General features: G+C 72.5%; 20 protein-coding genes. 13 read left to right on the forward strand and 7 right to left on the reverse strand.

Annotated features, from left to right (window positions below):
- Positions 1-162: 162 nt before the first annotated feature.
- Positions 163-1962, reverse strand: coding sequence for an AMP-dependent synthetase/ligase (locus AC4BDD_RS22535; protein ID WP_490687270.1), 1800 nt, complete (start codon positions 1960-1962; stop codon positions 163-165).
- 265 nt (positions 1963-2227) lie between these two features.
- Here AC4BDD_RS22535 and AC4BDD_RS22540 point away from each other — a divergent pair, with 265 nt between their 5' ends.
- The 6 genes from AC4BDD_RS22540 to AC4BDD_RS22565 all read left to right on the forward strand — a co-directional run bounded on the left by AC4BDD_RS22540 (position 2228) and on the right by AC4BDD_RS22565 (position 7486).
- Positions 2228-3010 carry a metallophosphoesterase family protein gene (locus AC4BDD_RS22540; RefSeq protein WP_490687271.1) on the forward strand — a complete coding sequence of 261 codons (783 nt, stop codon included), beginning with the start codon at positions 2228-2230 and terminating at the stop codon, positions 3008-3010.
- A 66-nt stretch (positions 3011-3076) separates the two neighbouring features.
- Complete coding sequence (locus AC4BDD_RS22545; RefSeq protein ID WP_490687272.1) at positions 3077-3520, forward strand: SRPBCC family protein; 444 nt, start codon at positions 3077-3079, stop codon at positions 3518-3520.
- A gap of 71 nt (positions 3521-3591) precedes the next feature.
- Positions 3592-4878 carry an ArsA family ATPase gene (locus AC4BDD_RS22550; RefSeq protein WP_490687273.1) on the forward strand — a complete coding sequence of 429 codons (1287 nt, stop codon included), beginning with the start codon at positions 3592-3594 and terminating at the stop codon, positions 4876-4878.
- Positions 4879-5003: 125 nt separating this feature from the next.
- Positions 5004-5543, forward strand: a complete 540-nt coding sequence (locus AC4BDD_RS22555) for a DUF5304 family protein (RefSeq protein ID WP_490687274.1) — start codon at positions 5004-5006, stop codon at positions 5541-5543.
- Between the two features lie 58 nt (positions 5544-5601).
- Entirely contained in the window at positions 5602-6543 is a 942-nt protein-coding gene (locus AC4BDD_RS22560) for an ROK family glucokinase (RefSeq protein ID WP_490687275.1), read from the forward strand.
- A 154-nt stretch (positions 6544-6697) separates the two neighbouring features.
- On the forward strand, positions 6698-7486 hold the full coding sequence (locus AC4BDD_RS22565) for an endonuclease/exonuclease/phosphatase family protein (protein ID WP_490687276.1): 789 nt from the start codon (positions 6698-6700) through the stop codon (positions 7484-7486).
- Positions 7487-7526: 40 nt separating this feature from the next.
- Here AC4BDD_RS22565 and AC4BDD_RS22570 read toward each other — a convergent pair whose 3' ends face one another.
- Together AC4BDD_RS22570 and AC4BDD_RS22575 are read right to left on the reverse strand one after the other, a co-directional pair.
- Positions 7527-8126 (reverse strand): hypothetical protein, encoded by a 600-nt coding sequence (locus tag AC4BDD_RS22570; RefSeq protein WP_490687277.1) that lies wholly within the window; start codon positions 8124-8126, stop codon positions 7527-7529.
- Positions 8113-8940, reverse strand: coding sequence for an alpha/beta hydrolase (locus AC4BDD_RS22575; protein ID WP_490691896.1), 828 nt, complete (start codon positions 8938-8940; stop codon positions 8113-8115). The genes AC4BDD_RS22570 and AC4BDD_RS22575 overlap by 14 nt, the downstream gene beginning before the upstream one ends.
- 140 nt (positions 8941-9080) lie before the next feature.
- Between AC4BDD_RS22575 and AC4BDD_RS22580 the strand changes: the two genes are divergently transcribed.
- The 4 genes from AC4BDD_RS22580 (at position 9081) to AC4BDD_RS22595 (ending at position 13130) form a co-directional block, all read left to right on the forward strand.
- Positions 9081-9896 (forward strand): lysophospholipid acyltransferase family protein, encoded by an 816-nt coding sequence (locus AC4BDD_RS22580; protein WP_490687278.1) that lies wholly within the window; start codon positions 9081-9083, stop codon positions 9894-9896.
- A 134-nt stretch (positions 9897-10030) separates the two neighbouring features.
- The gene (gene macS, locus AC4BDD_RS22585) at positions 10031-11251 is read left to right on the forward strand and encodes a MacS family sensor histidine kinase (protein WP_490691897.1); all 1221 of its coding nucleotides are present in this window, start codon (positions 10031-10033) and stop codon (positions 11249-11251) included.
- 35 nt (positions 11252-11286) lie between these two features.
- Positions 11287-11979, forward strand: coding sequence for a response regulator (locus AC4BDD_RS22590; protein WP_490691898.1), 693 nt, complete (start codon positions 11287-11289; stop codon positions 11977-11979).
- A gap of 122 nt (positions 11980-12101) precedes the next feature.
- Positions 12102-13130 (forward strand): 6-phosphofructokinase, encoded by a 1029-nt coding sequence (locus AC4BDD_RS22595; protein WP_490687279.1) that lies wholly within the window; start codon positions 12102-12104, stop codon positions 13128-13130.
- Between the two features lie 124 nt (positions 13131-13254).
- On the opposite strand, the gene AC4BDD_RS22600 is transcribed toward AC4BDD_RS22595, so the two are convergent.
- Both AC4BDD_RS22600 and AC4BDD_RS22605 read right to left on the reverse strand, forming a co-directional pair.
- Complete coding sequence (locus AC4BDD_RS22600) at positions 13255-15171, reverse strand: anthranilate synthase family protein (RefSeq protein WP_490687280.1); 1917 nt, start codon at positions 15169-15171, stop codon at positions 13255-13257.
- A gap of 111 nt (positions 15172-15282) precedes the next feature.
- On the reverse strand, positions 15283-15339 hold the full coding sequence (locus tag AC4BDD_RS22605) for a trp operon leader peptide (protein ID WP_369696850.1): 57 nt from the start codon (positions 15337-15339) through the stop codon (positions 15283-15285).
- 150 nt (positions 15340-15489) lie between these two features.
- On the opposite strand from AC4BDD_RS22605, the gene AC4BDD_RS22610 reads away from it, so the two are divergent.
- Both AC4BDD_RS22610 and AC4BDD_RS22615 read left to right on the forward strand, forming a co-directional pair.
- Entirely contained in the window at positions 15490-16839 is a 1350-nt protein-coding gene (locus tag AC4BDD_RS22610; protein WP_490687281.1) for a class II 3-deoxy-7-phosphoheptulonate synthase, read from the forward strand.
- A 149-nt stretch (positions 16840-16988) separates the two neighbouring features.
- On the forward strand, positions 16989-17234 hold the full coding sequence (locus AC4BDD_RS22615) for a (2Fe-2S)-binding protein (RefSeq protein ID WP_490687282.1): 246 nt from the start codon (positions 16989-16991) through the stop codon (positions 17232-17234).
- Between the two features lie 40 nt (positions 17235-17274).
- On the opposite strand, the gene bfr is transcribed toward AC4BDD_RS22615, so the two are convergent.
- A complete protein-coding gene (gene bfr / locus AC4BDD_RS22620) occupies positions 17275-17763 on the reverse strand; it encodes a bacterioferritin (RefSeq protein ID WP_490687283.1) in 489 nt (162 codons plus the stop codon).
- A gap of 156 nt (positions 17764-17919) precedes the next feature.
- Here bfr and AC4BDD_RS22625 point away from each other — a divergent pair, with 156 nt between their 5' ends.
- Positions 17920-18543, forward strand: coding sequence for a sulfite oxidase-like oxidoreductase (locus tag AC4BDD_RS22625; RefSeq protein WP_490687284.1), 624 nt, complete (start codon positions 17920-17922; stop codon positions 18541-18543).
- A gap of 49 nt (positions 18544-18592) precedes the next feature.
- Here AC4BDD_RS22625 and AC4BDD_RS22630 read toward each other — a convergent pair whose 3' ends face one another.
- The gene (locus AC4BDD_RS22630; protein ID WP_490687285.1) at positions 18593-19468 is read right to left on the reverse strand and encodes a deoxyribonuclease IV; all 876 of its coding nucleotides are present in this window, start codon (positions 19466-19468) and stop codon (positions 18593-18595) included.
- Positions 19469-19548 lie beyond the last annotated feature (80 nt).

The raw sequence follows: 19548 nt of genomic DNA on the forward strand, positions 1-19548 counted from the left end.
GGCCCCGAGAGGACCCGTACGACCGGACCGGCCCGAGGGAACCCGTCCGACCGGACCGGCCCCGGGAGGAGCGGCTCCGACCCGCTCCGGCAGACCCGCTCCGGCCTACGCGCGAGGGGCGCGGCACCCGCGTGCCGCGCCCCTCACCCGTATCTCCGCGCCTCAGCTCTGGTAGATCGCCTCGATCTCGGCCGCGTAGTCCTTGGCCACCACATTCCGCTTGAGCTTCAGCGACGGCGTGACATGGCCGGAGTCCTCGGTGAACTGGGCGGGCAGGATGCGGAACTTGCGCACCGACTCGGCCCGCGAGACCGCCGCGTTGCCGTCCTCCACCGCGCTCTGGATCGCGGCCAGCAGCTCCGGGTCCTCCCGCAGCTCCGCGACGGTGGTGCCGGCCGGCTTGCCGTGCTCCTCCAGCCAGCGCGGCAGGAACTCCTCGTCGATGGTGACGAGCGCGCCGACGAACGGGCGGCCGTCGCCGACCACCATGCACTCGGCGACCAGCGCGTGCGCCCGGATCCGGTCCTCGATCACCGCCGGGGCGACGTTCTTGCCGCCCGAGGTGATGATGATCTCCTTCTTCCGGCCGGTGATGGTGAGGTAGCCGTCCTCGTCCAGCGTGCCGACGTCACCGGTGTGGAACCAGCCGTCGGACATCGCCTCCGCGGTCGCGCCAGGGTTCTTCCAGTACTCGGTGAACAGGTGGTCGCCGTGGAGCAGCACCTCGCCGTCGTCGGCGATCCGCACCACCGTGCCCGGCATCGGCTGCCCGACGGTGCCGATCTTCTGCCGGTCCCAGGGGTTGAAGGTGGTCGCCGCACAGGACTCGGTCAGGCCGTAGCCCTCCAGCACCGTGAAGCCGATGCCGCGGTAGAAGTGGCCCAGCCGGGCGCCCAGCGGCCCGCCGCCGGAGATGGCGTGGGTGGCCCGGCCGCCCAGCACCGCGCGCAGCTTGCTGAAGACCAGCCGGTCGAAGACCTTGTGCTTCAGGCGGAGCCCCAGGGACGGACCGGAGGGGGAGTCGAGCGCCTCGCTGTAGGCGATCGCCACATCGGCGGCCTTGTCGAAGATCTTGCCCTTGCCGTCCGCCTGGGCCTTCGCCCGCGCCGAGTTGTAGACCTTCTCGAAGACCCGCGGCACGCCCAGGATCAGCGTCGGGCGGAAGGAGGCCAGCTCGTCGGTGAGCGTCTTGATGTCGCTGACGTGGCCCAGCTTGATCGGGGCCAGCACCGCGCAGATCTCCACCAGCCGCCCGAAGACATGGGCCTCGGGGAGGAAGAGCAGCACGGACGACTCACCGGTGGCGAAGATCGGCTTGAGCCGGGCGACCGCGTTGCCGCACTCGGCGAAGAAGCTGCGGTGCGAGAGCACACAGCCCTTGGGGCGGCCGGTGGTGCCCGAGGTGTAGACGATGGTGGCCGGGGAGTCCGCGGTGGCCACCGCGGAGCGCTGGTCGACCAGCTCCTCGGAGACGTCCGCGCCGGCGGCGGTCAGCTGCTCGATGGCGCCGCCGCCCTCGATCCGCCACAGGTGCTTCAGCTCCGGCAGGGAGTCCCGGATGGAGTCCACGGCCGACTCGTGGGCGGCGGTCTCCACCAGCACCGCGACCGCGCCCGAGTCGCTGAGGATCCACTGGATCTGCTCCGGCGAGCTCGTCTCGTAGACCGGCACGGTGACCGCGCCCGCGCTCCAGATCGCGAAGTCCAGCAGGGTCCACTCGTACCGGGTGCGCGACATCAGCCCCACCCGGTCGCCCGGCTGCACGCCCGAGGCGATCAGACCCTTGGCCGCGGTGCGCACCTCGGCCAGGAACTCGGTCGCGGTGACGTCCTGCCACTCGTTGCCGATCTTGCGGCCGACGACCGCCACATCAGGATGCTGGGCGGCATTGCGGCGGATGAGATCCGTCAGATTGCCGTCGGCCGGAACCTCGTACAGGGCCGGGAGGCTGAACTCGCGCAAGACTGCTGCTCCTCGTCGGGCGCCGGCGCCACGACACTGTGGGCTGTGCGTCGGCTGCGGTCCATGATCTGGCAGGGGGGTGGTGGACTGCCCGGACGTTACCCATCGGTATGGCCTCCGGGATAGAGGGTGCCGCCCAGATGTTTTATGCGTCACACACTGCGACGCTGCCCAGCGCAGACTAGTCGAGTCGCCCTGCCACCCGGAAGTAACCGCAGGTAGATGACCTTCCAGCGACATACCCGGAACGCCTAAGGTGATCAGCATGCGTGTCCATGTGGTCAGCGACGTACACGGGAACAGCGAGGCCCTGGCCAAGGCCGGCGACGGCGCCGACGCCCTGGTCTGCCTCGGTGACCTCGTCCTCTTCCTCGACTACGCCGATCACTCGCGCGGCATCTTCCCCGACCTGTTCGGGGAGGCCAACGCCGACCGGATCGTGGAGCTGCGCACCGCGCGCCGCTTCGAGGAGGCCCGCGACTTCGGCCGGCGGCTGTGGGAGGCGCTGCCCGGCGGGGGCACCCCGGCGGGCAAGCAGGCGGCCATCGAGTCCGCCGTCCGCAAGCAGTACGCCGAACTCTTCGCCGCCTTCCCCGCTCCGACGTACGCCACCTACGGCAATGTCGACATCCCGCGCCTGTGGCCGGAGTACGCGGCCCCCGGCACCACCGTCCTGGACGGCGAGCGGGTCGAGATCGGCGGCCGGGTCTTCGGCTTCGTCGGCGGCGGACTGCGCACCCCGATGCGCACCCCGTACGAGATCGACGACGAGACCTACGCCGCGAAGATCCTGGCGCTCGGCGAGGTCGACGTGCTGTGCACCCACATCCCCCCGGACGTGCCCGAACTCTGCTACGACACCGTCGCCCGCCGCTTCGAGCGGGGCAGTAGCGCCCTGCTCGACGCCCTTCACACCGTCCGCCCCGAATACCACCTCTTCGGCCACGTCCATCAGCCGCTGGCCCGCCGGATGCGGATCGGCGGCACCGAGTGCGTCAACGTCGGCCACTTCGCCTCCACCGGCACCCCCTGGGCCCTGGAGTGGTGACCGGCGCACGATAGCCTTCCCCCGCAGGCACACCAGTCGGCGGACCGGTACGAAGGAGTCACGGCGATGGCGGAACACACCAGCTCAAGCATCACGATCGAAGCGGCACCGGCCGACGTGATGGCGGTGATCGCCGACTTCGAGCGCTACCCGGAGTGGTCGGGAGAGGTCAAGGAGGCCACCATCCTCACCAAGGACGGGGAAGGCCGGGCCGAGCAGGTGCGGATGGTCCTCGACGCCGGCGCCATCAAGGACGACTACACCCTCGCCTACACCTGGACCGGCGCCGACCAGGTCAGCTGGTCGCTGGTGAAGTCCCAGATGCTGCGCGCCCTCGACGGCTCCTACCGGCTCGCCCCGCAGGCCGGCGGGGCCCGCACCACGGTGACCTACCAGCTCACCGTGGACGTCAAGATCCCGATGCTCGGCATGATCAAGCGCAAGGCCGAGAAGGTCATCATCGACCGTGCCCTGGACGGGTTGAAGAAGCGCGTCGAGAGCCGCGCCTGACGCGCCTGACGCCTTTCGTCCCGGCACCTGCCCACCGGGACTTCCCCGCCGGAACCCTCCCCGGAGCTGAGATGCGCACGGTCCTCGTCACCGGACTCGGCGGCGCGGGCCGCACCACCGTCGCGGCCGCCACCGCGCACGCCGCCGCCCGCGCCGGCCGCCACGTCCTGCTGCTCACCACCGACCGGAGCGCCGGGGCCCAGGCCCTGCTCGGGCTGCCGGCCCGCGAGGAGGCCGAGCCCGGGCGGCCGTGGACCCCGCCGGTGGAGACGGCGCCGGGGCTGTGGGCCGCCACGATCGCCTCCGGGGACCACTTCCGGGCCGAACTGGGCGCCCTCCAGCAGCGCGGCAGCGGCCTGCTCGACCTCCTGGGCGCCACCCCGCTGGAGGGCGAGGAGCTCACCGAGCTCCCCGGAGCCGAGGCGTTCGCCCTGCTCCGAGCCCTGCACCTGGCCGCCGGACCCGCGGACCATGCCGCCCCGACCGCCGCCGCGGACGGAGACCACGCGCCCGCCGACGGCGCCGCCGCCCGGTGGGACCTGCTCGTCGTCGACATGCCGCCGGCCGCGGACACCGTCGCCCTGCTCGCCCTGCCCGCACAGCTGCGCCGCTATCTGCGACGGCTGCTGCCCCCCGGGCGCCAGGCCGCCCGCGGCGCGCTGCGGCCGATGCTCGCCCAGCTCGCCGGGGTGCCGGCCCCCGCCGAGCGGCTGTACGAGTGGGCCGAGCGCTGGGAGCGTGAGCTGGCCGCCGTCCAGGGTGTCGTGGACTCGGCCGCCACCACGGTGCGGCTGGTCACCGACCCCGGGCCGTCGTCGGCCGCGACCCTGGGCGCCGTCCGCGCCGGACTGGCCCTGCACGGCTGCCGGGTCGACGCCGTCGTCGCCAACCGGCTGCTGCCCACCGGCTCCGCCGACCCCTGGCTGGCCGCCGTCTCCGGCGGGCAGCAGGCGGCGCTGAAGGAGCTGCTCGAGGAGTGGGGGCCCGTCGCGCCGGTCCATGAACTGCCGCACCTGGGCGCCGAACCGGACGGCGCCGCCCCGGCCGCGCTCACCGCCTGCCTGCCGGCCCCCGACGACCGGCCCGACCTGCCGGCCGCGGACCCCTGGACCGTGGAGGACCGGATCGCCGCCGACGGCGAGCTGGTGTGGCGGCTGCCGCTCCCCGGCGCCACCCGCGACACCCTCGGGCTGATCCGGCGGGGCGACGAACTCATCGTCAGCGTGGGCCGGTTCCACCGGCTGCTGCCCCTGCCCTCCGCGCTGCGCCGCTGCACGGTCGCCGGCGCCGGGCTGCGCGACGGTGAGCTGAGCGTGCGCTTCGCCCCCGACCCGGCGCTCTGGCCCCAGCGGTCCTGAGCCCGTGCCGAGCCCGTCCGGAGCCTGCCTCGGCGGCCGGGGCAGCGCGCACCGGCGGCGGGGTCCGTTCGGGTAACGTCGAAGACAAGCCGCCAGCAGCCAGTTTCCCGCCGCAGGAGCCCGCCATGAGCGATGCCACCGAGCGCCCCGCCGACGCCGACGTCCCCTCCCCGGACGGGACACCCGACCGGAGCGCCCGGGCCGACGCCGACGCGTCCGCGACCAAGGACCCGGACGCCGGGGCCGGTGCGGACGGCGGCACGGAGGTCCCCTTCAAGGACGACATCGACGCCGACGCCTGGCGGCGGGCCTGCGCCGAGGACCTGGCCGCCGAGCAGGCCCGCCGCCGGGCCCGGCACAGCGAGCGGCAGCCGGGCAGCGCGGCCGAGGAACTGCGCAAGCTCGCCGAGGCGGTCGCCGAGAAGGTGTCCGCCCTCCAGGCCCCGATCGCCGGCACGGCGGTCCACGGGGCCGTACAACAATTGATCGCACAGGCGAAGGCCGCGGTCGAGCCCGTCATCGAGCGCAATCCCGAGGTCTTCGACCACCTCGCCTCCGCGGGAACCGAGCTGTTGGCCGCATACCGGGCCGCGGTCGCCGGGCAGGAGCAGCGCTGGGCCCAGGGCTCCGAGCGTTCGAGTAGTGAACACATCGACCTCGACTGAGCCGATGCTCCGGTACGGTGTTCCCCGGCGGGGTTCGACCTAAAAACTGAGGGACCACATGGGACTCACCATCGGCGTTGACATCGGCGGCACGAAGATCGCAGCTGGTGTGGTCGACGAAGAGGGCGCGATTCTCGACACGAGCACGGTGCCCACCCCGTCGACTCCCGAAGGCGTCATCGACGCCATCGCCGACGCGGTACGCACCGTCAGTACCGGTCACGAGATCGAGGCGGTCGGCATCGGAGCCGCCGGATACGTGGACGACAAGCGCGCCACGGTGCTCTTCGCGCCCAACATCAACTGGCGCCACGAGGCACTCAAGGACAAGGTCGAGCAGCGCGTCGGACTCCCCGTCGTCGTCGAGAACGACGCCAACGCCGCCGCCTGGGGCGAGTACCGCTTCGGCGCCGGCCAGGGCCACGACGACGTCGTCTGCATCACCCTGGGCACCGGCCTCGGCGGCGGCATCATCATCGGCGGCAGGCTGCACCGCGGCCGCTTCGGCGTCGCGGCCGAGTTCGGCCACCTCAGGGTCGTGCCGGACGGTCTGCTGTGCGGCTGCGGCAGCCAGGGCTGCTGGGAGCAGTACGCCTCGGGCCGCGCGCTCGTCCGCTACGCCCGGCAGCGCGCCGCGGCCACCCCCGAGAACGCCGCGCTGCTGCTCAGCCTCGGCGACGGCACCCCCGAGGGCATCCAGGGCAAGCACGTCAGCGACGCCGCCCGCCAGGGCGACCCGGTCGCCATCGACTCCTTCCGCGAGCTGGCGCGCTGGGCCGGCGCCGGCCTGGCCGACCTCGCCTCGCTCTTCGACCCCTCGGCGTTCATCGTCGGCGGTGGTGTCTCCGACGAGGGCGACCTGGTCCTGGACCCGATCCGCAAGTCCTTCCGGCGCTGGCTGGTGGGCAGCCAGTGGCGGCCGCACGCCCAGGTGCTCGCCGCCCAGCTCGGCGGCAAGGCCGGTCTGGTCGGCGCGGCCGACCTGGCCCGCCAGGGCTGAATCAGGGGCCGGTCGGCGACACGAGCGGCCGGCACCAGTCGGGTTCGCGCGGACCGCGCGGCCCGAGGCCGTCCGGGTGGGGGTGCCGCCAGGCGGGCGCCCCCATCGCGGCGGGGAGGGATAGCACCGCGCTCCCGGGGAAAGGGATAGCACCGTGCCGCATGATCTCCCCGCCTCCCGCACCGAGCCCGACGGCTCGGCCGTGGTCCGCCTGCTCAGCTACAACATCCGCTCGATGCGCGACGACACGGCGGCGCTGGCCCGGGTCATCCGGGCCTGCGACCCCGATGTGGTGTGCGTCCAGGAGGCGCCGCGCTTCTTCCGCTGGCGCAAGGCCGCGGCCCGGCTCGCCCGCGACACCGGCCTGATGTACGCCACCGGCGGCGCCACCACCGCGGGCCCGATGATCCTCACCTCGCTGCGCGCCCAGGTGGAGCGCACCGAAGAGGTCCTGCTGCCCCGCACCCCCGGGCTGCACCAGCGCGGGCTGGCCATCGCCGAACTCCGCTTCGGTGCCAGGACCGGTGCCGGAGCCGGGGTACGGCTGGGGGTGCTCAGCTGCCACTTGAGCCTCGCCGCCGCCGAGCGCTACCAGCAGGCGGGGCTGCTGCTCGACAAGCTCGCCGGCCTCGACGTCCCGCACGCGGTGGCCGCCGGCGACATCAACGAGCCCCCGCACGGCCGGAGTTTCCAGCGGCTGGCCGGAGCGCTACGGGACGGCTGGAGCGCCAAGCCGTGGGGCGGGGAGCACACCACCCCGCCCGAGCGGCCCCGTCAACGCATCGACGCGATCTTCGCGACCGAGGGTGTGGAGGTGCTGGGCTGCGGGGTGCCGTCCGGGCTGCCGGGGGTCACGGCACACGACCTGACGGCGGCCACCGACCACCTTCCGGTCCTCGCCGCGCTGCGGATCACCCCCGTCGCGGCCGACCCTCCCTCTTGAGGGCCCATAAGGCCCTGGCAACCGGCTGCGTCGCGCGGCCTCAGACCACGGCGCCGCGCCCCGGGTCGTCGTCCTCGTCCTCGTCACGGTCCTTCATCCGCATCACCAGGGTGACGAAGCCGCCGAGGAAGCCGACGACCCCCAGGGTGCTGATCCACCAGACCATCTCCACCTGGAGCAGCACCGTGCCCAGCAGCAGCAACGGGCCACCGATGACGCCCAGCCAGGCGAACCGCGCGGTGGTGTCGGCGGGCGGCAGCGGCGGCGGCTCCGGGGGCACGAAATGGCCCTCGTCGGTCTCGTCGAAGTCGTCCTCGGACGCCTCGGCGGGCTCCCAGTCGCGCGGGCCCACGCCCGGTGCGAAGACGATGAAGCTGCCGACCTGCTTGCCGCCCGGGCCGGACGCCTCCGGCTCCGGACCGCCGGAGGCCTCCTCGGCGTCCGCGTCGGCGGCCTCCCCGGCGGGCCGGCCGGCGCCGACCGGCCCCGCGGCTGCGGGCTCCCGGCGGACGCCCTCGGCGTCCGGCCAGGGCGCGGCGCCCGGCGGGTCCGGGGGCTCCGCGCCGTACGCCGCGACGATCTCGGCGAACGCGGCGTCGTCGTCGCGCGCGCCGGTCCCGTCCGGGTCACGCTCCGCCACTGGCCGCCGTCCCCTCCGCACCGGCGCCGGTCGCGTCCGCGACCGCGCCGGTCCCCGCCGCTTCGGCACCCGGCGTCAGCCGGTCGATGAACGCGGCGGTCTCGGCGAAGATCAGGTCGGCGTCCCAGTCCAGCGTCGCCACGTGGTAGCTGCGCTCCAGCAGCCGCTCGGTGACGTCCCGGGAGGAGACCCGGCCGAGGATGCGCGCCGAGTCGACCGGCGGCACCACGTGGTCCTGCGGGCTGTGCAGCACCATCAGCGGCTGGGTGACCTGCGGCAGGTCGGCGTCGACCAGCCGGAAGAACTGCCGCAGCGAGTGCACGGCGTGCAGCGGCACCCGGTCGTATCCGACCTCCGCCGCGCCCGGCTTGGCGATGTCGCTGATGATGCCCTTGACCGAGGGGATCAGATGGCGCGCGATCGGCACCGCCACCGCCGCCTTGTCGTGCACCTTGTTGCCGGGGTTGACCAGGACCAGACCACTGACCGCCGCTCCGTGCTTGGCCGCCAGCCGCAGCGCCAGCGCACCACCCAGCGACAGCCCGCAGACGAACACCTGGCGGCAGCGCTCGGTCAGCGCGCGCAGTTCGCGGTCCACCTCGGCGTACCAGTCCTGCCAGCCGGTGACCGCGAGGTCCTGCCAGCGGGTGCCGTGGCCGGGCAGCAGCGGCAGCGAGACGGTCATCCCGCGCTCCGCGAGATGGTCGGCCCAGGGGCGCACCGACTGGGGGGAACCGGTGAAGCCGTGACAGACGAGCACGCCGGTCTCTCCGCCGTCGTGGCGGAACGGCTCGGCTCCGGGCAGCAGCGGCAGCGGCACCGGGGGTCTCCGTTCGACGAGTGGGAAAATGGCTGTGGGCGGGGCCAGGGCGGCCCCGTCGCCTCAGCGTACGCGGCGCGCCCCCCAGGGGGTAGGCAGGTAAGGTCTCCTCGTCAGACACAGGAGGTCCTCGGTTGTTCTACGGTGCGATGAAGCTGTCGGTTGGTGGCGCGTTGAAGCTCACTTTCCGGCCATGGGTGGAGGGCCTGGAGAACATCCCCGCTTCGGGTCCGGCGATCCTGGCGAGCAACCACCTCTCCTTCTCCGACTCCTTCTTCCTGCCCGCGATGCTCGACCGGAAGGTCACCTTCATCGCGAAGCAGGAATATTTCACCTCGCCCGGAGTCAAGGGAAAGCTGACGGCCGCCTTCTTCAAGGGCGTCGGGCAGCTGCCGGTGGACCGCTCGGGCGCCCGGGGCGCGGGCGAGGCCGCGATCAAGAGCGGCATCGAGGTGCTGGAGCGCGGTGAGTTGTTCGGCATCTACCCGGAGGGCACCCGCTCGCCCGACGGCCGCCTCTACCGCGGCAAGCCCGGTGGGCTGGCCCGGGTGGCGCTGGCCACCGGTGCGCCGGTGATCCCGGTCGCGATGATCGACACCGAGAAGATCCAGCCGCCGGGCAAGGTGATGCCCAAGATCATGCGGCCCGGCATCCGGATCGGGAAGCCGCTGGACTTCAGCCGCTACCACGGCATGGACGGCGACCGCTTCATCCTGCGCTCGGTGACCGACGAGGTCATGTACGAGATCATGAAGCTGTCCGGCCAGGAGTACGTGGACATCTACGCCACGGCCGCCAAGCGGCAGATCGCCGACCGGGCCAAGGCCGAGGCGGAGGCCGCGAAGGAAGCCGCCAAGGAGGCCGCCAAGGCAGCCGGGCAGCAGCCTGACGAAGGGGAGAACCACGGCCGCAGGCTGTGGAAGAAGACCGCCGGTCAGCGCGGGGCGTAGCCGCGCCCGGCGGGGTGCCCCTCCCGGCCTCGGCGCCCGAAGAGGCCGAGCGGGAGAGGCCGAGGGGGGAGAGGGAAGTGCGGGAGCCGAAGCCCGCCCCGGAGCGGGAGCCGAAGCCCGCCCGGGTGGTCCGGATGTCCGTGGAACAGCCGCTGTGGCAGGCGCTGACCGCCTACCGGGTGCTGACCCTGCTGTACGCCATCGCGCTCTTCGCCCTGGCCTACGACAGGTACGAGCACCCGCTGGGCGCGGGCGCCTACATGCTGGTGCTGACCGTGTGGACCGCCTGCACGGTGCGCATGGTCTCCTCGGCGGAACGCTGCACGCTCCGCTTCCTGGTCGCCGATCTCACCGTCGCGGTGGCCGGCGTCCTGCTCACCCCCGTGGTGGACACGCACGACCGGATCGCCGACGGCGCCCCCACCCTGCCGTCGATATGGACCGCGGGTGCGGTGCTCGGCTTCGCGATCAAGGGCGGCTGGCGGTGGGCCGCGTGGACCTCGGCGATCGTCGGGGTCGCCAACATCGTCCAGCGCGGCGGCTTCGCCCAGGGCAGCGTGCACTCGGTGGTCCTGGTCTGGGTGGCGAGCGTGGCCATCGGCTATGTCGTCGAAGTCGCCCGGGCCAGTGAGCGCACCCTCGCCCGCGCCCTGCAGATCGAGGCCGCGACCCGGGAGCGGGAGCGGCTGGCCCGTGACATCCACGACAGCGTGCTCCAGGTGCTGGCGATGGTGCAGCGGCGCGGTGCCGCGATCGGCGGTGAGGCGGCCGAACTCGGCCGGATGGCCGGCGAGCAGGAGGTCGCGCTGCGCACGCTGGTCTCCAGCGGGCTGGTGAGCCGTCAGCGCACGGCGAGCGGGCACGAGGAGGTGACCCCCGGCGGGGATGCGCCGCCGTCGCCGGGTGCGGGTCGGTCGTGCCCACCGGTTCCGCCCCAGTCGAACGAATGCCCGCAACCGTGCGATCTCCGTGCGCTCCTCGCTTCGTACGCCGGATCGCGGGTCACCTTCTCCGAGCCCGGGGCCCCGGTGCTGATGGAGGCGTCCGCCGCCGCGGAGTTGGCCGCGGCGGTCGGTGCCGCACTGGACAACGTGTGGGTGCACGCCGGCCCCGGCGCCCGGGTGTGGATCCTGGTGGAGGACGAGCCGGACGCGGTCATGGTGACCGTCCGGGACGACGGACCGGGCATCGCGGAGGGGCGGCTGGCCGACGCCGAGCGCGAAGGGCGCCTGGGGGTGGCGCTGTCGATCCGCGGGCGTCTGCGCGATCTCGGCGGCAGTGCCGAGTGGATCTCGGCTCCCGGTCAGGGCACCGAGGTGGAGTTGACAGTTCCGCGGGGGAAGGCAGAGCGATGAACGGCACGAGGCGGCAGACGGACGACGCGGACGACATGAACGGCACGAGCGGCGCGAGTGACGCGGCGATCAAGGTGATGGTGGTCGACGACCACCCGATGTGGCGGGACGCGGTCGCCCGCGATCTGGCCGAGGCCGGTTTCCAGGTGGTGGCCACCGCGGGCGACGGCCCGCAGGCGGTGCGCCGGGCCAAGGCCGCCGAGCCGGACGTGCTGGTCCTCGACCTCAATCTGCCAGGGCTGCCGGGGGTCGAGGTCTGCAAGGAGCTGGTGGGCGGCAACCCGGCACTGCGGGTGCTGGTGCTCTCCGCGAGCGGCGAGCACGCCGACGTGCTGGAGGCGGTGAAGTCCGGCGCCACCGGCTATCTGCTCAAGTCGGCCAGTACCGAGGAACTGCAGGACGCGGTGCGCCGGACCGCGGCCGGCGACGCGGTGTTCACCCCGGGCCTGGCAGGCCTGGTGCTCGGCGAGTTCCGCCGGCTGGCCGGCGAACCGGCCCCGGCCGCCGCCTCCGGCGAACCGCCCGCCCCGAAGCTCACCGAGCGGGAGACCGAGGTGCTTCGGCTGGTGGCCAAGGGGCTGTCGTACAAGCAGATCGCCGAACGCCTGGTCATCTCGCACCGCACGGTGCAGAACCACGTCCAGAACACCCTGGGCAAGCTCCAGCTGCACAACCGCGTGGAGCTGGTGCGGTACGCCATCGAACGCGGCCTCGACTCTTCCGGGTGAACCCCGGATCTCAACTCCCTTGATCCGCACCTGAATTCACCCTTCACCCCATCCCGTGTGACCTGGATCACCACTACCGTTGCCGTCGGTAGGGGAAGTCCTCACGGAGAAGGGAAGATGCGATGCGGGTCGGAGTACTGACCGGCGGCGGCGACTGCCCCGGGCTCAACGCGGTCATCCGCGCCGTCGTCCGCAAGGGCGTGCAGGAATACGGCTACGACTTCACCGGCTTCCGCGACGGCTGGCGCGGTCCCCTCGAGGGCGACACCGTGGCCCTCGACATCCCGGCGGTGCGCGGCATCCTGCCGCGCGGCGGCACCGTCCTCGGCTCCTCGCGGACCAATCCCCTCAAGGCGGAGAACGGAATCCGCCGCATCAAGGAGAACCTCGACAAGTACGAGGTGGACGCGCTCATCGCGATCGGCGGCGAGGACACCCTGGGCGTCGCCGCCCGGCTCAGCGGCGAGTACGGCATCGCGTGCGTCGGCGTCCCCAAGACCATCGACAACGACCTGTCCGCCACCGACTACACCTTCGGCTTCGACACCGCCGTCAACATCGCGACCGAGGCCATCGACCGGCTGCACACCACCGCCGAGTCCCACATGCGGGTCCTGGTGGTCGAGGTGATGGGCCGGCACGCCGGCTGGATCGCCCTGCACTCGGGGCTCGCGGGCGGGGCCAACGTCATCCTCGTCCCCGAGCAGCGCTTCGACGTCGACCAGGTCTGCGCCTGGGTGGAGTCCCGCTTCCAGATCCGCTACGCCCCGATCGTGGTCGTCGCCGAGGGTGCCATGCCCAGGGACGGCGACGCGGTGCTCAAGGACGAAACGCTCGACTCCTTCGGCCATGTGCGGCTCTCCGGCGTCGGCGAGTGGCTGGCCAAGGAGATCGAGAAGCGCACCGGCAAGGAGGCCCGGACCACCGTGCTCGGGCACGTGCAGCGCGGTGGCACACCCAGCGCCTTCGACCGCTGGCTGGCCACCCGCTTCGGCCTGCACGCCATCGACGCCGTCCGCGACCGGGACTTCGGGAAGATGGTCGCCCTGCGCGGCACCGACATCGTCCGCGTCCCGCTCGCCGACGCGACGGCGAAGCTGAAGACGGTCGACCCGTCGCTCTACGCCGAAGCGGGCGTCTTCTTCGGCTGAGCGCCGGGTTGTGGGCATTCGTCCCGGAGGGCGGGACGGGTGGGCACAACCCGGCCACCGGCCCGCAGTCGCGTACGAGACGGTCATGCCCGGCGGGCGGTGCGCGCACCGTCGCCGGGTGCCGTCAGACGCGTACTGTCGCAAGCAGCTCCGCCACGATCGCGACACCGTTCATCGTGAGGACCGACTCCGGGTGGAACTGCACGCCGGCGAAGCCCGGACCGCGCAGCGCGTGCACATCCCCGGTCGCCGGGTCCCGGCTCACCTCGACCCCGCGCATGCCCAGCTCCGCCGCGGCAACCGCGTCGCACCGGGCGGTGAAGGTGTTGTAGAAGCCCACCACCTCCTCGCGCCCGAAGAAGTCGACGCGCTCCTGCGCCCCCTGGAAGGGCACGCTCTTGCGGGCGATGCCCAGCCCCAGCTCGGCCGCGATCAGCTCATGGCCCAGGCACACGCCCAGAAGGCCGTACCGGTGTCCCAGGAGCAGCTCCGCCGTCAGCCCGCGCAGCAGCCGCATCTTCGGGTCGGCCGGATCGGAGGGGTTCCCCGGGCCGGGGCCGAGGACGATCGGGCCCTGGTGGGCGAGCGCCGCCTCGCGCAGCCCGGGCTCGTCGAAGCGGCGGACGGTGACGGTCAGGCCGGAGGTGCGCAGCAGATGCGCCAGCATCGCGGTGAAGGTGTCCTCGCCGTCGATGATCAGCGCGTCCCCGGTCAGGGGCGCCGCCTGGGCCGTGGTCCGCATCCGCAGCCAGAACGGCGCCAGGTCGGCGCGGCGGGCGTCCAGCGCGGCCCGTACCCGGGGGTCGTCCGCCAGCCGCGGCAGGTCCGGCTCCGCGGCCCCGGCCGGCGCGGGCCGCACGCCCAGCGCGCTCAGCACCCCGGCCGCCTTGGCGTGCGTCTCGGCGACCTCGCCGTGCGGGTCGGAGGCCCGTACCAGCGTGGCGCCGACCGGCACCCGCAGCCCGCCGTCCGCGTCGATGTCCGCGGTGCGGATCAGGATCGGCGAATCCAGGGTCTGCGCCCCGCCCGCGTCCCGCCCGATGAGCGCCAGCGCGCCCGCGTAGTAGCCGCGCCCGCCGACCTCGTGCCGCTCGATCACCCGGCAGGCGTTCTGCACCGGTGATCCGGTGACCGTGGCCGCGAACATCGTCTCCCGCAGCACCTCGCGCACATCCAGCGTGGACCTGCCGCGCAGCTCGTACTCGGTGTGTGCCAGATGGGCCATCTCCCGCAGCCGCGGCCCGACGACCACCCCGCCCCGGTCGCCGACGGTGCACATCATCTTCAGCTCCTCGTCCACGACCATGGACAGCTCCTCCACCTCCTTGCGGTCGTGCAGGAACTCCAGCAGCCCCGCCGTGCTCGCCCCCTCGCGCGGATAGCGGTAGGTCCCGCTGATCGGGTTCATCACGACGGTGCCCCCGGACATCCGCACATGGACCTCGGGGCTGGCCCCCACCAGCGTCCGGTCGCCCAGGTGCACCAGATAGGTCCAGTACGCGCCGCGCTCGCCGGAGAGCAGCCGCCGCAGCAGCGCCAGCGCGTCCCGGGCGCCGAAGCCGGGGATCTGCCCCCGGAAGGTGCGGCGGATGACGAAATTGGCGCCCTCGCCGGTCCCGATCTCCTCCGCGATGACCCGCTCGACGATCCGGGCGTACTCCTCGTCACTCACGTCGAAACGGCCGTCCTCGACCCGCACCCGGTGGCCGGGAAGCGCCGCCAGCAGCTCCGCCAGCGGCAGCCGGCGGGTCTCCCGCGGCCGCAGCACGGCCAGCGGGGTGGCGTCGTCACGCACCTGGAAGCCGCGCTCCCGGATCTGCCGGAAGGGGATCAGCGCCAGCGCGTCGACCGCGGGGCCGTGCTCGGGCACCCCGGTGGGCAGGGGGATGTCCGTCAGCCGCTCGACCTCGGTGACCTGGCCGGTCAGCACCTCGACGGTGGACTCGGCGGCGCCGGGGGTGCGGCGGTGCAGCACGGCGAAGGGCGGGGCGTCGGGCGAGAGCAGCTGTCGCACGACGGCGGCGGCGGTGTCGTGGCGCATGTGCGGTGTTCCTTCCGGTGGGAGGAACGACCCCGGGCTGTGTCTGTCTCACAGCGTGCCGAAGGCCGCCCCTCGGGCGGCCTTCGCGATCTGGTCTGGGATGCGCGCGAATCAGTGGGCCGCCGGATGAGCGGTCCACCACCAGTCCATGGTCAGTCGCGCGAACATGCCCCGCACCCTACCCGACGCCGGCGCGGACTCCTCGCACGCAAAAGCCGCGGACCCGTCCCGGATCGTCGTGTGATCGTCATGGGGACGAGTTGTCTCACCCTGTGGGCGGGGGGCTGGACCAGCCGGTTGACCCCGTAATGTTGAAGCGTGACCGTGAACGCTGAAATCCACGCCGGTGGAAACACCTGGCGCTCCCTTCCCGCGGCGCAGCAGCCTGACTGGCCGGACCAAGAGGCTCTGCGCGATGTCATCGCCGAGCTCGAGTCCTATCCGCCGCTCGTCTTCGCAGGCGAGTGCGACCAGCTGCGCGCCCGGCTCGGAGCCGTCGCGCGTGGCGAGGCGTTCCTGCTCCAGGGCGGCGACTGCGCCGAGGCGTTCGACGCCGTCGGCGCCGACCAGATCCGCAACAAGCTCAAGACGCTGCTGCAGATGGGCGCCGTGCTCACCTACGCCGGGTCCGTCCCGGTGGTGAAGGTGGGCCGCATCGCCGGTCAGTACAGCAAGCCGCGCTCCAAGCCGACCGAGACCCGCGACGGGGTCACGCTGCCCACCTACCGCGGCGACTCGGTCAACGGCTTCGAGTTCACCGCCGAGGCGCGCACCCCGGACCCGCAGCGGCTCAAGCGGATGTACCACGCGTCCGCCTCGACGCTGAACCTCGTCCGCGCCTTCACCACCGGTGGCTACGCGGACCTGCGCCAGGTCCACGCCTGGAACCAGGACTTCGTGAAGTCCTCCCCCTCCGGCCAGCGCTACGAGGCGCTGGCCCGGGAGATCGACCGGGCGCTGAACTTCATGAACGCCTGCGGGGTGGACCCGGAGGAGTTCCGGACCGTCGAGTTCTACTCGTCGCACGAGGCGCTGATCCTGGACTACGAGTCGGCGCTGACCCGCATCGACTCGCGCAGCGGGCAGCTGTACGACGTCTCCGGCCACATGGTGTGGATCGGCGAGCGCACCCGGCAGCTGGACGGGGCGCACGTGGAGTTCGCCGCCCGGATCCGGAACCCGATCGGCGTGAAGCTCGGCCCGACGACCACGCCCGAGGACGCGCTGACGCTGATCGACCGGCTCGACCCGGACCGCGAGCCGGGCCGTCTGACCTTCATCACCCGGATGGGCGCGGACAAGATCCGCGAGAAGCTGCCCACGCTGGTGGAGAAGGTCACCGCCTCCGGTGCCCAGGTCGTGTGGATCTGCGACCCGATGCACGGCAACACCTTCGAGGCGGCCTCCGGCCACAAGACCCGGCGCTTCGACGACGTGCTGGACGAGGTCAAGGGCTTCTTCGAGGTCCACAAGAGCCTCGGCACGCACCCGGGCGGCATCCACGTGGAGCTGACCGGCGACGACGTCACCGAGTGCGTGGGCGGCGGCGACGAGATCTTCGTCGACGACCTGCACCAGCGCTACGAGACGGCCTGCGACCCGCGGCTCAACCGCAGCCAGTCGCTGGACCTGGCGTTCCTGGTGGCGGAGATGTACCGGGACCAGTAGCGGGACCTTTCAGGCCCGCGCGTGCGGTGCCTTGGTGGGTAGGGCGCGGATCACAGCGATCCGCGCCCTCTCGCTCTTTTGCGCCAGGACCGGGGCGGGTAAGGTGAGGGTAACCTTACTGATCAATCCGGTTCATTCGGGAGCACCGCGTGTACGTCTGCTCATGCTTCGGCATCACCGAGAAGCAGGTGCAAGAGCATGCGGCTGCCGGTGCCTGCACCCCCCGGCAGATAGCCGGCGCCTGCAAGGCCGGCACGGACTGCGGCTCCTGCGTCCGCCGTATCCAGGCGCTGCTCGGACGGGGCGCGTGCCCCCGCCGTGAGCTGCTCGACCAGGGCGAGCCCGCCTCCGCGGCGCTGGCCTCCGGTGCCGCCCTCGCCGCTCCGGCCGCCTGACCCTGGCCTCTGGCCCTGACCCTGGCCAAGGCCCGGCTCGTCAGCCGCTTCCCGGGCTCGTCTGCTCGATCTGCTGCGCGAGGTAGAGCGCTTCGCCGAGCTTCTCGATGAGCTCCAGCTGGGTGTCGAGGTAGTCGATGTGGTGCTCCTCGTCCGCCAGGATGCTCTCGAAGATGTTGGCCGAGGTGATGTCGCCCTTGCTCCGCATCACCTCGATGCCGCGGCGCAGCCGGTCGATCGCCTCCACCTCGACCTGGCGGTCCGCCTGGAACATCTCGGTGACCGTCTGGCCGACCCGGACGTGGAAGAGCCGCTGGTAGTTGGGCAGGCCGTCGAGGAACAGGATCCGGTCGGTGAGCACCTCGGCGTGCTTCATCTCGTCGAAGGACTCATGGCGGGTGTACGCCGCGAGCTTGGTCCAGCCGAAGTTGTCCTGCATCTTGGCGTGCAGGAAGTACTGGTTGATCGCGGTGAGCTCGCCGGTGAGCTGCTCGTTGAGGAACTCGATGACCTCGGGGTCGCCCTGCATCGAAGGGCTCCTTCCCATGGGAATGCGGAACGGCAGGTTGCGCGCATCCTCGCACCGCACCTGTGGGCCGTCCAGTAAGTTCACGCTTAGTACGGCTTGTCCCATGTGTCCAGTGGCCGGTCACGACCACCCCTTACGGTCTGACACCATGGACCCATGGGTCAGTCGGAAAGCCGCGAGGGGGAGCTCGCACAGCTGCCCCCGGGGCAGCGGCTGCAGCGCGGTTGGCCGGTTACGCACTACGGACCGGTCCCGAAGTTCAAACCGGACCGCTGGGAGTTCCGGGTCTTCGGCGCCACGGCCGACGGGGGCAAGCACACCTGGACGCATGACGAGTTCTCCACGCTGCCGTACACCACGGTCGTGGCCGATCTGCACTGCGTCACGAAGTTCAGCATGCTGGGCGCGGAGTGGGGCGGTGTCGCGGCGCGCACCTTCCTGGAGCTCGCCCCGCCCGCGCCGGAGGCCACCCATGTGATGGTCTGGGCCGAGTACGGCTTCAGCTCGAACCTGCGCCTCGCGGACTTCGCCTCCGACAGCACGATCTTCGCCACGCACAAGGACGGCGAGCCGCTCACCGCCGAGCACGGCTTCCCGGTCCGGCTGATCGTCCCGCACCTGTACGCCTGGAAGGGCCCCAAGTGGGTGCGCGGCGTGGAGTACATGACGGCGGACCGCCGCGGCTTCTGGGAGGAGCGCGGCTACCACAACATCGGCGACCCCTGGCGTGAGCAGCGCTATTCGTACCAGGAGGAGCCGGGGGACGGCCCGGAGCTGTGACGGCCCGGAGCTGTGATCCGGTGACGCGCTGACGCGCGCGCCTTCGCCGTCAGCCGTCCCGCAGCGCCTTGAGCATCGCCACATCGGCCGCGTCCCGGCCCTCTGAGCCCGGGGTCTCGATCACCAGCGGCACGCCCGTCGTCGCCGGATGCGTGAACAGCTCGCGGAACGGCTCCGCCCCGATGTGGCCCGCGCCGATGTTCTCGTGCCGGTCCCGGTGGGCGCCGGCGACGTCCTTGGAGTCGTTGGCGTGGATCAGTTTCAGCCGCCCCTCGCCGACCACGGAGACCAACTCGTCGAGGGTCTGCTTCGTCCCGCCGGGGGCCGCCAGGTCGTGCCCGGCCGCGAAGACATGGCAGGTGTCGAGGCAGACGCCCAGCCGGGGGTGGTGGTCCAGGGCGTCGAAGTACGGCCCGAGGTCGGCCACCAGCGAGCACAGCGAGGCGCCCTGCCCGGCCGTCGGCTCCAGCAGCAGCCAGGGATCGTCCTCGTGGTCCAGCTCGTCCAGCAGCGGCAGCACCAGTGAGCGGACCTGGGTGAGCGCGGTGGCGCGATCCCGCCCGCCGGTGGCGGAGCCGGTGTGCACCACGACGCCCCGCGCGCCGATCGCCCGGCCGCGGCGCAGCGAGTGGCGCAGCGAGAGGCAGGAGCTGTCGGCGGTCGCCGGGTTGTTCGTGCCGAAGTTGATCAGGTACGGCGCGTGGATGTAGGCCGGGATCGACAACTCGGCGCAGTGGGCGCGGAACTTCTCGTCCTGGACGGCATCGCCGGGCGGCGTTGCCCAGCCGCGCGGGTTGGCGACGAAGACCTGGACGACCTCGGCGTCGATCGCGGAGGCGTGCGCGAGGCCCGAAGTGGCCAGGCCGCCGGCCACCCGGACATGGGCGCCGATGGGGTTGCGGGTGCGGTTGGCTGACGTGCTCACCGTACCCAGGGTGCCAGGTTCCGCGGTGCGCCCCGCACCGGCCCTGCCCGTCCGGAAAACGCGGCCGCCGCTCCCCCGGG

This window comes from Streptomyces sp. JLBT605 (assembly GCF_058215555.1).

Bases quoted from the DNA above. Each gene is read 5' to 3' on its own strand.
- AC4BDD_RS22540 (WP_490687271.1), top strand. From the start codon at position 2,228: ATGCGTGTCCATGTGGTCAGCGACGTACACGGGAACAGCGAGGCCCTG.
- AC4BDD_RS22545 (WP_490687272.1), top strand. From the start codon at position 3,077: ATGGCGGAACACACCAGCTCAAGCATCACGATCGAAGCGGCACCGGCC.
- AC4BDD_RS22550 (WP_490687273.1), top strand. From the start codon at position 3,592: ATGCGCACGGTCCTCGTCACCGGACTCGGCGGCGCGGGCCGCACCACC.
- AC4BDD_RS22555 (WP_490687274.1), top strand. From the start codon at position 5,004: ATGAGCGATGCCACCGAGCGCCCCGCCGACGCCGACGTCCCCTCCCCG.
- AC4BDD_RS22560 (WP_490687275.1), top strand. From the start codon at position 5,602: ATGGGACTCACCATCGGCGTTGACATCGGCGGCACGAAGATCGCAGCT.
- macS (WP_490691897.1), top strand. From the start codon at position 10,031: ATGTCCGTGGAACAGCCGCTGTGGCAGGCGCTGACCGCCTACCGGGTG.
- AC4BDD_RS22590 (WP_490691898.1), top strand. From the start codon at position 11,287: ATGAACGGCACGAGCGGCGCGAGTGACGCGGCGATCAAGGTGATGGTG.
- AC4BDD_RS22595 (WP_490687279.1), top strand. From the start codon at position 12,102: ATGCGGGTCGGAGTACTGACCGGCGGCGGCGACTGCCCCGGGCTCAAC.
- AC4BDD_RS22600 (WP_490687280.1), bottom strand. From the start codon at position 15,171: ATGCGCCACGACACCGCCGCCGCCGTCGTGCGACAGCTGCTCTCGCCC.
- bfr (WP_490687283.1), bottom strand. From the start codon at position 17,763: ATGCAGGGCGACCCCGAGGTCATCGAGTTCCTCAACGAGCAGCTCACC.
- AC4BDD_RS22625 (WP_490687284.1), top strand. From the start codon at position 17,920: ATGGGTCAGTCGGAAAGCCGCGAGGGGGAGCTCGCACAGCTGCCCCCG.